This is a genomic window from Halomonas citrativorans (assembly GCF_014898005.1).
Taxonomy (GTDB): Bacteria; Pseudomonadota; Gammaproteobacteria; order Pseudomonadales; family Halomonadaceae; genus Vreelandella; species Vreelandella citrativorans.
On sequence record NZ_JABUYX010000003.1, the window covers coordinates 274,503 to 285,048 of the forward strand.

A 10,546-nucleotide genomic window follows, 5' to 3' on the forward strand; every position below is an offset into this window, starting at 1 on the left:
TTGAGCCCTACCTAGCGCGAATCCGCCAGGTAGGTGCTCTCTGTTGTTAGCGACCCCATGGTATTCATAACGGCTATCAGCTTTTGGGCGTAGCGTGGGTCTGTGGCATAGCCGCCTCGCTGCAACGCATGCGCGGCTTGCTCGGCATTGGGCGCCTGCACCACCGCTGCGTAACGCGAATTTTTGCCGATCAGGTTGGCATAATCAGTAAGCGAATGCTCAAATGAATCATAGACACGGAACGTATCAACCACCTGTGTGCGGCGCCCGTTAATATATTCATGCGTCACAATATCGGTGGTTTTACCCTGCCAATGGCTACCCGCTTTAATCCCGAACAGGTTATGGCTGTTGCCTCCCTGACGGGTGGCTATTTCATGCTGCCCCCAGCCGGTTTCCAAGGCTGCCTGGGCTAATATCAACTCGGCGGGAACACCGCTTGCTTTACTGGCAGCTTGCGCGGGAACCGCCAATTTATCGAGAAAGCGCTGCACATGCTCTGGCGCGTTGTTATTAGCGCCAGACATGCCAAGTGATGTCTGCTCACCAACGTCAGCACGCTTGCGTATCGCATCCAATTCTGACAGAAAGCGACCGCTTCCCGGAGAGTTAGAAGGGTGCTCTCCTTGCGGCTGTATGGCGCCATCCAGCACACGTGGAGTGCCGCGTGGAATACCGGCAATGAGCGCTTGTAATTCTTGATCAGCTACATGTTCTTCGCCCACCACACCCTGGCGCTGAAGCTGCTCGACCAGTACATCTGCCAGGCCTATTCCTTTGGATGCAATGACCTGCGACCACTGCTGGTCCAGCATCTGCTGATAGGTATCCGTCGTCGTGCTACTCATCAGATCTGAAGAGGGAATAGCGTCACGCATGCTCTTCATCATCATATGTACAAAGAGCGCTTCAAACTGTTGGGCGGCTGAGTCTACCCCCGCTTCCGGGTCGATGCGTGCCGTATGCTGCAATCGCTGAAACCCCTGAACGTCTAACGCAAACTGGCCGGCCATATCATTAGAGACGCTCATTAAATCACCTCCAGCTCGGCACGCAGCGACCCAGACGCTTTTAGCGCCTCAAGAATCGTCATCAAATCCTGAGGTGTCGCCCCCAAGGCATTCAGCGCATTAACCACGTCTGTAAGCTGAGCACCCTCTACGATTTGTAGATACGCTTCCTGCTGCTCAATATCGATATCCGTATCCGGCACCACAACGGTTTGGCCCTGGCTAAACGGGCCTGGCTGGCTCACACCCAGGTTTCTATCGATAGTGATTGATAAGCTGCCATGGGCGACCGCTGCCTGGCGTAACGTCACGGCACTGTTCATTACCACGGAACCAGTACGCGAATTCAATACCACTCTGGCCGGCGCTTCAGTGGGCGTTATCTGAACGTTCTCTACGCGTGCCATAAAGTTGACCCGCGCGTTAGCGTCGACAGGGCCATCCAGCGCAATGACACGTCCATTACGGGCATAGGCCACCGATTGGCCAAATTCGTTATTAATCGCGGTCACCATACGCTGCACGGTACCGAAGTCTGATTCATTTAACTGCAGCTCCAGCATCCCGCCATTGCCGCCCAGGTTAAGTGCTACTTCACGTTCAACCAGTGCGCCGCCGGGGATGCGGCCCGCTGCTTGCTGGTTAACCTGTACGCTGCTACCGCCTGCCTGGGCACCCGCACCGCCTACCAGCATATTGCCTTGAGCAATCGCATAGGTATCGCCATCCGCACCTTTTAACGGTGTCATCAATAGCGTCCCCCCGCGTAAGCTACGCGCGTTGGCAATAGATGAAACCACAATATCCACACGCTGACCTGGACGCGAAAAAGGCGGTAGATCTGCGGTCACCATTACCGCCGCTACGTTACGTAGCTGCATATTAGTGCCCGGCGGAATAGTCACGCCAAGCTGAGACAGCATGTTGGAGAGGCTTTGGCTGGTAAAGGGGGCCTGGGTTGTTTGGTCACCCGTGCTATCCAGCCCGACCACCAAACCATAACCCACCAATTGGTTATCGCGCACGCCTGCAAAGCTGGCTAACTCAATCACGCGCTCGGCATAAACGGGTAAAGCAAGTAGGCACATAAGTAGCAGAGCACCCAGTTGCGCCAGCCGCATTTTAATTAATCGAAAACCGTTTAGCTGCATGACGATCACTCTAGGCCACTAAGTTGTTTAGCCATTCCAGGTACCATTAGAAGGGCGAAATATTCAAGAAAAAGCGTTGCAGCCATCCCATGTGCTGAGCTTCATTAATATAGCCATCCCCCACATACTCTATGCGCGCATCCGCTACTTGCGTGGAGGGCACCGTATTCTGGGTGGTAATCGTGCGTGGATTCACGACGCCTGAAAAACGTATGAACTCGGTCCCTTGGTTAATACCGATCTGCTTTTCGCCCCTAACGCGCAAGTTACCGTTATTCATGACTTCTAAAACCGAGACGGTAATAGTGCCGGTAAACGAGTTGTTCGCTTGCGCACCGCCGCCGCCGTTAAAATCGCTGGCCCCGGCAATATCGAAACCATATTCAGCCAGGGTGTCGAGTACATCAGGCAACTGGGCAAGATCCAGCGATGCGCTGCCGTTACGCGACGCATTGGTACGCGCATTTTTGCTGGCGCTTACCTGCTCATCCAACACGATGGTGAGGATATCCCCCATTGCTCTTGGTCGACGGTCTTCAAACAGCGGCTGATAGCCTTGCCGGGCTTGGTAAATTGAGCCATTGGGAATAGGCGGTGGGCGATCCACAATTTCAATCTGCTCTTGTTCACCCACTACTGAGGCGCGGGGTATCTGGGCACAGCCGGCCGCCAGTAAGGTAAAAAACAGCAAAGCAATAACGCTTAGCCGACGGCTAACATGGTAAAAATCCCGCATGGTTCAATAAACCTCAACGCGCTCTTTATAGCTGGCTCAAACGTGCCAACATTTCATCGCTGGTAGATACGGCTTTGCTGTTAATCTCATACGCGCGCTGGGTTTGGATCATGCTAACCATCTCTTCCACAACGTTCACGTTCGAGGTCTCGACGTAGCCTTGGAACAAGCGCCCGGCACCGTTAATACCCGGTATATTTTCATTGGGAGCACCGGAGGCACCGGTTTCCAAGTAAAGGTTTCCACCTATGCTTTCTAAACCAGCGGGATTAATAAACGATGTCAGCGTAACTTGGCCAATGTCGTTGTCTACCGCAACGCCTGGCTGACGAACACTTACCGTACCATCTTCAGCGATAGTCACAGCCAAGGCATTTTCCGGCACAAAAATAGCTGGCTCCAGCGGGTAGCCGTTCGCCGTTACCATCTGACCATTTTCGTTGAGCTGGAAGCTTCCGTCCCGGGTATAGCCACTTGTACCATCAGGCAACAGCACTTGGAAAAAACCTTCGCCGTTGATAGCAAGGTCACGCGAGTTTTCGGTTTGCTCCAGGCCACCTTGAGTATGTAAACGCTCGGTGGCCACGGCGCGAACGCCGGTACCGACCTGCATACCTGAAGGCAGTCGGTCCTGGATATTGTTCTGTGCACCTGGCTGACGCATATTTTGGTACAGCAAGTCTTCAAACACGGGGCGCGAACGCTTAAAGCCATTGGTACTCACGTTGGCCAGGTTATTGGATATAACATCCAATTTCGTTTGCTGAGACTCAAGCCCGGTTTTAGCAGTCCACAAAGAAGTAATCATGAGTGTTCGTGTTCCCTTGTTAGGCGGCTGCTATCAGCCCTGAATAGAGAGCATGCTGTTGGCCCGCTGAGCATTCTCATCAACGGTGCTGAGCACTTTCATTTGCATATCGTAACGTCGCGCGACATCAATCATCGCGACCATGGCATCCACCGCGCTGACATTACTGCCTTCAAGCGCACCGCTGACCAAACGAGCATCCTCGTTTGCTGGCAGCACACCAGGTGCTCCCTCGTCATTGAGCGGAGCACGAAATAAGCCATCGTCACCGCGTGTCAGAGCCTGCTCGTCAGGCGTTACCAATTTGATCCGGCCAACATCAACGAGCGCTTCTGGGCCCTCGCCTTCAGGAATAGCGCTGATCGTGCCGTCAGCGCCGATGGATACCTGCGCTCCTTGAGGCACCGCAATAGGACCACCATCGCCCATCACTGGACGCCCTACGTTTAGCAGGACGCCATCACTATCCAGTTGCAGGTCGCCACGGCGTGTGTAGGTTTCCGTACCGTCATCGGCTAACACCGCCATCCAGGCATCACCCTGCATCGCGATATCCAGTGCACGCCCGGTAAACTCAACCGGGCCTTGTGAAAAATCACTTCCTGGCGTAGTGGTCATGACAGACGTACGCGTTGCCAAGAACGCTTCGCCTTGCACAGGCACCGAGCGCGCCGCCTGAAGCTGCCCACGAAAGCCGGTGGTGGTCACGTTCGCTAGGTTATTGCTGACCACCGACTGCTGATCCATGGCGTTTTTAGCACCGCTCATGGCGGTATATAGCATCCGATCCAAGTGATTTACTCCTTACACGAAAAGCCCATTATTAAAGGTTAATAATGGTTTGCAGGAGCTCATCCTGGGTGCTGATGGTTTGTGAGTTGGCTTGATAGGCGCGCTGAGCGACAATCATACTCACCAGTTCCTGGGCCATATCAACGTTGGAGGCTTCAGTGGCGCCAGCTTGTATTAAGCCTCGCATTCCTGTCCCTGGAGCGCCCACCAGTTCCTGACCAGAGGAGGCTGTGGCCGTCCAAAGGTTATCGCCGCCTGGCTTCAACCCTTCTGGATTACGAAAACTCGCCATAGCTACTTGGCCCGCAGCAAGCGATTGCTCATTAGAGTAATTGCGCATAATGGTGCCATCATCCTGGATAGTAACGCCAACTAAAGAGCCGGATGCATACCCATCTTGAGATACATCATTGGCTACCGAGGCATTACCAGACTGAGTGCTACCCGCCAGGTTTATATCAAAGCTAAGCGCTTCAGTTGCTCCCCCAAGTGGAGTAGAAGGGTCGCTGGCATAATTAATATTTGGGCGGTTATTGGCTACATCTACGTACTCTACACCACCACCGTCAGCCAGCTGCGGCTGCCCTACTCGCTTTAAGGTACCGTTTTGATTAAATTCAATAACAAAATCGTTAACACCATAGGCCTCAAAAGCTTCTCCCGGATCTGCAGCTTGTGCAGCTTGCACGACTGCCGAAATTGATCCTGTTGCGGATGCTGTAGCGGCTATTACGTTATTCACAGCGTCAGCAACGTCCGGATCATTAACACCAACTAAAGCTTGTTGTGCGAGATTGTTTGCAACTGCTTGGATCTCCGCAATAGTATTTGCGTCTGCCTCCAAATCTGTCGCTTGAGCTGCGTTATTTTGAGCAGCGATATCACCGCCTGTAGCTGCATTAACAATAAGGTCGGTTGCACTCTGAACTGCAGAAGCCAACTGCACAGGCGCTTCACCTACAATCGCTGTTTGACGAGTTGCAATGAAGTTATTAAATGCTCCAACTGTTGAAGGGTCATTTAATGGATCAATAGATGTTGCTGCAGTAACAACGCCATCTGCGTCGGTAGCGCCATCCATCTGCGCTTGAACTTCAGCAATGTAAGCTGCGTAGACAGCATTAGCCCCAGGTGTTACTTGCTGACCATTTAGGTATTTATCCAAAACCTCACTCAGAGAAAAACCTGCGCTTGAGGCAAAACTCTGTGCGGCACTGTTTACAGCTGCAATAACCTGCTCTTGAGTAGCCCCATTAGTATTTGCTGTGGTAGCGGCATTTTCAATGGCTGTTTGCAAACTTTGCAAACCAGTTTGAACATCGGACATGCTACTTAGCAGGTTATCGTACGAGTCTTTAACAACTTCTTGAGCATCAACAACTCCCTCAACCACACTGCCTGCGGCCAAGCCAACAGGATCCGAGTTCGTACTGTAGTACCCATCCATTACTACTTTTCCCAACCAGCTATTTTCAGCTTCTGGGCGCTTTTCGTAATAAACTGTCATATTTCTTGGATTACCCAATGAGTCATAGACGGTAAAGTTAGAGCTAAAGTTATAGCTCAGGTCTTCTTGGCTCGTTGGATTATCAGGGTTCATCAAATCAGTAGTTACTTGTACTTGCTGTAGTCCAGTACCGGCCTGCACTCGTGAATCCAAATTAAGAGAGGTAGATGCAGAAGTAGTCGCATTAGCAGCCAAGTTCCCCGCATCTACTGCCAATGCTTGCACAGCGCCACCTGCCTGTACATTGCCTTCAGCGTCTGCTGCGTACCCCATGATTTGCGCGCCTTGGGCATTTACTAAACGTCCGTCCGCCGTCATGGTTAGTTGGCCGTTACGTGAGTAACCCACTTCACCATTGGGCTGCTGAAAGCGGAAGAATCCTTCCCCTGAAATGGCCAAGTCCATATTACGTGATGAAGACTCAACATTGCCTTGGGTAAAATCTTGCAATACGGCAGATGTGCGTACACCAAGCCCTATGCGTGATTCAGCAAATACGTCGGCAAATTGTACATTTGAACTTTTAAAACCGACTGTCTGCGAGTTAGCAATGTTGTTACCGATAGCGCCTAATTTCTCACGCTGAGCGTTCAGACCACTAAGTGCTTGTGAAAAGCTCATGATGTTCCCCTGAAAAAGATATTGTTTAGCGAATAGTCAAAGAATTTGTTTAACGTCATTCAGGCTGATTTGGCCATAAATAGCGCCTAAATCCAGCCGCACGCTTCCACTACCGTCGTTAGGCGTCACGCGGTTGACCACCGCATACTGCAAGGCTGTGGATTCAACTCTTTCACCTTCAGCGTCGGCCGCCTCTAGTTGAATCGAATACCGACCACTGGCAGCGGCTGCCCCTTGGTCACTCAATCCAGGCCAATCAAATGAGTGAACGCCGGCATCTAGAGGGCCTAGATCGTCGTAAGTTTTGATGACTTGACCACCTTCACCAACAATCGTCGCCTTAACGCTCTTCGCTGGTTCTGCCAACTCTATCCCAAAGGGTGTTGTATACAATTTCCCTTCGTTATCTTGCTCCAGCAACACATCCTTACCGGGCACCATGATGCCTTTACCAATTAGACCGCTCGCCTGTAACGCCTGATTGGCATCCATTTGGCTGGTAATGCCTTCAAGTGTGCTATTCAGCTCTTCAATGCCACTTACCGTGTTGATTTGCGCCAGCTGGGACGTCATTTCCGCGTTTTCCATCGGATTTAGCGGGTCCTGGTTCTGCAGCTGGGTGATCAGCAGAGTCATAAAGCTATTGCGAAGCTCGTCTGACTGGCGAGCCGATAGACCGTTAGAGCCACCGCTGTTAATACTATTAACAACACTCGTATCGATACTACTCATGATTACCCCTCACCCAGTGACAGCGTCTGCATCATCATCTGTTTTGTGGTATTGAATACCTCTACGTTCGCCTGATAAGAGCGGGACGCGGAAATCATATTCACCATTTCATGCACAGGCTCTACATTGGGCTTGGCCACATAGCCCTCTTCATCAGCTGCGGGATGATTGGGCATGTATTCCAGACGCAGCGGTGAGTCGTCTTCCACAATGTCGGAGACTCTCACGCCACCAATACCAAAACGGGTGTTTTGTGCCTGCGCTTCAAACATCACGTGTTTCGCGCGGTATGTTTCACCATCAGGCCCGGCAATACTATCGGCGTTGGCCATATTGCTGGCGGTGACGTTCATTCGCTGGGATTGAGCACTCATGGCAGAGCCAGCAACATCAAACGCTGAAAACATCGACATCATTTATCTCCTACGCAGTTTGCTGGCCTACTCAGGCTGCATTGCGTTTTTTAGACCCTGGATACGGCGATTCATGATCGTAAGCGCCGCTTGGTAACGCACGGCATTATCAGCAAACTGAGTACGCTCGCGATCCATCTCAACCGTATTGCCGTCCAGACTCGGCTGGGAAGGAATTCGGTACAGTAACGCCGCATTACCGGCGCCTTGCCAAGCAGGCCCGGCACCGGCTAAATGCTGCCCAGACGTCCGAGCGAGCGTTAACCCCCCTTGGCTGCCCTGTTGTGAAACGCCACCGTCAACGGCTTTTTTAAGCTCGTTGGCAAAATCAATGTCCCGCGCCTTATAATTTGGCGTGTCGGCATTCGCAATATTAGCGGCCAGCACTTCATGACGCGATTGACGCAAGCCTAATGCCTGCTGGTGGTAGTTAAAGGCAGATTCTAGTTGATCAAGCATGCCGCGCCCTCGCTCGCCGGGAGGCAAAAAAATTAAATTTATCGATGGTGAAGAATACGCTTACGGCTGTCAGCCCAAAGCATGGAACAGCTAGCGTTTACACCAGCATTTCGTCTGTTTCATCTACTTCTTTTTCGCTACACTTACTGACTAAATCTCGTTATCCCCCGCCTGCTGAGCTGCCCCGCCATGTCACATCCGCTGCACATAAAACGTTGCTTCTCAGCAGTGTTCACGCGCTATTTTTCACTGGTGGTCTGTTTGGCGTGTTTCTCAAGCGCACAGGCAGACGATGCGCTCATGCAGGAAGTGCATCAGTTCTTGTATCAACAAACGCAGCCTCTAGGAGAGGAGGTGGTCATCGACGTGCGCCCCCCTTCTCCTCACTTACCGCCCTGCGTTCAGCCGGAACCTTTTTTGCCCAATGCGGGTCAATCACCTTTAGGGCGTGTTTCGGTAGGCGTTCGCTGCGGTGAAACACATCAGCAAGTGCGCTATTTACAGGCCCAAATTGATGTTATTGGCAACTACTGGGTGGCGCAGCACGATATTAATCGTGGCACACTGATTACCCCTGATATGCTCGTTGAGCAAAGTGGCAATTTGGGGAAGCTGTCGTCGCAAGCCCTAACCAATGAAGAAGAAATTGTTGGCAAGGTTGCTCAGCGGCAGATTCGAAGTGGCAGTACCTTTTTAACGCACTTCTTACAAACGCCTTCAGTTGTTGAGCGCGGTCAGCGGGTTATGGTCATCGCTCAAGGCAATGCTTTTCGCGTTTCACGCGAGGGAGAAGTGCTGGAAAGCGGAGGGGTAGGAGACCAGGTTCGCGTGCGCTTTGATACCCGTGAAATAGTAACGGCACGAATTAATGAACAAGGCATTTTAGTGGTGGATTTTTAGATCTGGTCTAAAGTTTTAACCACCAGGGCCGATAGTTGTTATCACTGACGCCGAATACACAGACGTTGACCATAAGGCATACAACGTGAACATTGATAACCTCAATTCATTGTTACGCTCGAACCAAGCGCAGCAACGTGATGAAACACAAAAGATGGGCGGGCCCAAGGCGGCTGAAGTCGCCGGTCAAACGCGTGAATCTACTCAGCTTAGCCATTCTCATTTCGATGATACGCAGGATATCGATATGGTAAAAGTTCAAGAGATTCGCGATGCCATTCGTGAGGGCCGCCTCGAAATGCGGGCTGACCGTATTGCAGATGGCTTGATTGCCAATCTTTCAGAGTTATAAGGTAGCGTATTATGAGCCTTGCCCGTTTGCTTTCCGACCAGCAGCAGCGTATTGATGAGCTAGTGGCGCTATTATCGAGTGAGCAAACACTCTTAACGCAGGGTGACATTGACGGAAAAGCGCTTGCCGATACAGCAGAAGGTAAACAAGCGCTGCTGGCCGATATAGAGCGCATTGAAACGCTACGCCGCAATGTTCAAAAGCGACTTGGCTATGAAGACAACGCCAACGGGGCACGTTTGGCTGCTCGTGATGCTGGCTGTCAAACGGCCTGGGAAACGCTACTCGAAAAGAGCGAGCGTGTTGCGCGCATGAACGAACTAACCGGCCAGATGCTGTCGGTACGCATGAAGCACAATCAGGAAATGCTGGACTATATACGCCGAATTGCGGAAAAAACACTCTATAAACCTGATGGGCGTAATAGCGCGCAGTCAGGAAGGATCAACGCATCCGCTTAGTTATTCCCTTTAGACAAGTATCCCTTCTACAACTTCAATAAAAGCCTACCTTTTTATTACTGGCTCAGTTACCCGAACGTTATACCGCTCCAATTGCCAGGGCCAACGGCAGCACCGGTCATGCCGTAATGAATGGGCTTTTAGCCTCAACCGCACCACGCTTGTTAACGGTTAACTGCGTAACCTCCCCCCATCTAGGCGCTCATGCACGTAAATGCTTTCACGCCTGCCGATACTGGTAGCTTTTTAGGATTAGGAAAGAAAATCTATTGAATAGTGATGGGTTCTACTTTTCTTACACGCAAAAAAAATCCCCCGCGGCCTGAGCCCCGGGGGATTTTTCACAATAAGTGCCTGACGATGACCTACTCTCGCATGGGGAGACCCCACACTACCATCGGCGCTAAGCGGTTTCACTACTGAGTTCGGCAAGGGATCAGGTGGTTCACGCTCGCTATGGTCGTCAGGCGTAACTGTCAATGTACATCATGCTGTGTCGTGTGATCGTCTCTCGTGCCAGGCGTTTGCTCGCCCAGCGCGCGTATCCGGTAGTCATCGTTGTCACTGCGACCAGACCCCTTGGGTGTTATAGGGTCAAGCCTCA

At 51.7% G+C, this 10,546-nt stretch carries 12 protein-coding genes and 1 rRNA gene; 3 read left to right on the plus strand and 10 right to left on the minus strand.

From position 1 onward, the window contains the following. Positions 1-11 precede the first annotated feature (11 nt). From flgJ to flgB, 9 genes are read right to left on the minus strand one after another with little or no spacing between them, the layout of a single operon-like run. Entirely contained in the window at positions 12-1,031 is a 1,020-nt protein-coding gene (gene flgJ, locus INT20_RS06365; RefSeq protein ID WP_193056606.1) for a flagellar assembly peptidoglycan hydrolase FlgJ, read from the minus strand. Beyond that, complete coding sequence (locus tag INT20_RS06370) at positions 1,031-2,161, minus strand: flagellar basal body P-ring protein FlgI (protein ID WP_193056607.1); 1,131 nt, start codon at positions 2,159-2,161, stop codon at positions 1,031-1,033. The genes flgJ and INT20_RS06370 overlap by 1 nt, the downstream gene beginning before the upstream one ends. Positions 2,162-2,207: 46 nt before the next feature. After that, complete coding sequence (locus tag INT20_RS06375) at positions 2,208-2,897, minus strand: flagellar basal body L-ring protein FlgH (protein ID WP_087109109.1); 690 nt, start codon at positions 2,895-2,897, stop codon at positions 2,208-2,210. Positions 2,898-2,922: 25 nt separating this feature from the next. Then, positions 2,923-3,705 carry a flagellar basal-body rod protein FlgG gene (gene flgG / locus INT20_RS06380; RefSeq protein WP_087109111.1) on the minus strand — a complete coding sequence of 261 codons (783 nt, stop codon included), beginning with the start codon at positions 3,703-3,705 and terminating at the stop codon, positions 2,923-2,925. 33 nt (positions 3,706-3,738) lie between these two features. Continuing rightward, positions 3,739-4,497, minus strand: coding sequence for a flagellar basal-body rod protein FlgF (gene flgF / locus INT20_RS06385; protein WP_087109113.1), 759 nt, complete (start codon positions 4,495-4,497; stop codon positions 3,739-3,741). A gap of 31 nt (positions 4,498-4,528) precedes the next feature. Next, a complete protein-coding gene (locus INT20_RS06390) occupies positions 4,529-6,625 on the minus strand; it encodes a flagellar hook-basal body complex protein (RefSeq protein WP_193056608.1) in 2,097 nt (698 codons plus the stop codon). Between the two features lie 36 nt (positions 6,626-6,661). Next, positions 6,662-7,357, minus strand: a complete 696-nt coding sequence (locus tag INT20_RS06395; protein ID WP_193056609.1) for a flagellar hook assembly protein FlgD — start codon at positions 7,355-7,357, stop codon at positions 6,662-6,664. 2 nt (positions 7,358-7,359) lie between these two features. After that, positions 7,360-7,770, minus strand: a complete 411-nt coding sequence (flgC, locus tag INT20_RS06400) for a flagellar basal body rod protein FlgC (protein WP_087109119.1) — start codon at positions 7,768-7,770, stop codon at positions 7,360-7,362. Between the two features lie 27 nt (positions 7,771-7,797). Then, complete coding sequence (flgB, locus tag INT20_RS06405) at positions 7,798-8,229, minus strand: flagellar basal body rod protein FlgB (RefSeq protein ID WP_087109121.1); 432 nt, start codon at positions 8,227-8,229, stop codon at positions 7,798-7,800. A 252-nt stretch (positions 8,230-8,481) separates the two neighbouring features. Here flgB and flgA point away from each other — a divergent pair, with 252 nt between their 5' ends. The 3 genes from flgA to INT20_RS06420 all read left to right on the plus strand — a co-directional run bounded on the left by flgA (position 8,482) and on the right by INT20_RS06420 (position 9,942). Next, on the plus strand, positions 8,482-9,129 hold the full coding sequence (flgA, locus tag INT20_RS06410; protein WP_319643846.1) for a flagellar basal body P-ring formation chaperone FlgA: 648 nt from the start codon (positions 8,482-8,484) through the stop codon (positions 9,127-9,129). Positions 9,130-9,214: 85 nt separating this feature from the next. Continuing rightward, complete coding sequence (gene flgM, locus INT20_RS06415; protein ID WP_192527248.1) at positions 9,215-9,481, plus strand: flagellar biosynthesis anti-sigma factor FlgM; 267 nt, start codon at positions 9,215-9,217, stop codon at positions 9,479-9,481. Positions 9,482-9,492: 11 nt separating this feature from the next. Then, positions 9,493-9,942, plus strand: coding sequence for a flagella synthesis protein FlgN (locus INT20_RS06420; protein ID WP_193056611.1), 450 nt, complete (start codon positions 9,493-9,495; stop codon positions 9,940-9,942). A 352-nt stretch (positions 9,943-10,294) separates the two neighbouring features. Here INT20_RS06420 and rrf read toward each other — a convergent pair. Continuing rightward, positions 10,295-10,410, minus strand: a 5S ribosomal RNA gene (gene rrf, locus INT20_RS06425). Positions 10,411-10,546 lie beyond the last annotated feature (136 nt).

Coding starts and splice junctions, on each gene's coding strand:
- flgJ (WP_193056606.1), bottom strand. CDS start 1,031: ATGAGCGTCTCTAATGATATGGCCGGCCAGTTTGCGTTAGACGTTCAG.
- INT20_RS06370 (WP_193056607.1), bottom strand. CDS start 2,161: ATGCAGCTAAACGGTTTTCGATTAATTAAAATGCGGCTGGCGCAACTG.
- INT20_RS06375 (WP_087109109.1), bottom strand. CDS start 2,897: ATGCGGGATTTTTACCATGTTAGCCGTCGGCTAAGCGTTATTGCTTTG.
- flgG (WP_087109111.1), bottom strand. CDS start 3,705: ATGATTACTTCTTTGTGGACTGCTAAAACCGGGCTTGAGTCTCAGCAA.
- INT20_RS06390 (WP_193056608.1), bottom strand. CDS start 6,625: ATGAGCTTTTCACAAGCACTTAGTGGTCTGAACGCTCAGCGTGAGAAA.
- INT20_RS06395 (WP_193056609.1), bottom strand. CDS start 7,357: ATGAGTAGTATCGATACGAGTGTTGTTAATAGTATTAACAGCGGTGGC.
- flgC (WP_087109119.1), bottom strand. CDS start 7,770: ATGTCGATGTTTTCAGCGTTTGATGTTGCTGGCTCTGCCATGAGTGCT.
- flgB (WP_087109121.1), bottom strand. CDS start 8,229: ATGCTTGATCAACTAGAATCTGCCTTTAACTACCACCAGCAGGCATTA.
- INT20_RS06420 (WP_193056611.1), top strand. CDS start 9,493: ATGAGCCTTGCCCGTTTGCTTTCCGACCAGCAGCAGCGTATTGATGAG.